The 437-nt window shown below is 65.4% G+C and carries 1 pseudogene; it reads left to right on the forward strand.

Features of this window, described 5'->3' with window-relative positions:
• Positions 1 to 297, forward strand: a pseudogene (locus AC5ZGW_RS47135) (saccharopine dehydrogenase); the annotation flags it as partial.
• Positions 298 to 437 lie beyond the last annotated feature (140 nt).

The following is a 437-nucleotide window of genomic DNA, read 5'->3' on the forward strand; positions in this document are numbered from 1 at the left end:
TTCAGGACCGGCGGTCTCAAACCCGGCGGAGGCCCCACTCGGGATGAGCGCGAGAAGGGCTTCTACGACATCCTCTTCCTGGGCGAGCGGCCGGATGGCGGGCGGGTCGAGGCGGTGGTTACGGGCGACCGCGATCCTGGCTACGGCTCAACCAGCAAGATGATCGCGGAGAGCGCTCTCTGCCTCGTGCGCGAAGTGCAGGGCGAGGGCGGTACCTGGACGCCGGGCGCGCTGATGGGGCCGGCGTTGCGCAAGCGTCTGAAGGAGCGCGCCGGCCTCACCTTCAGCACGCGTTGAGGTAATGCTCAGGACTGCAGCGGCGTGCTGAATATCGCGGCTATCTCATCACAGACAGAAAAACAGGGAGGATGCCATGAGCGGCGCAAGGCTAAAGCATTACGGCTGGGGCCGCGAAGACGAAGGCATGACTGCTGAGG

This window comes from Bradyrhizobium sp. Crot121, from assembly GCF_059512385.1.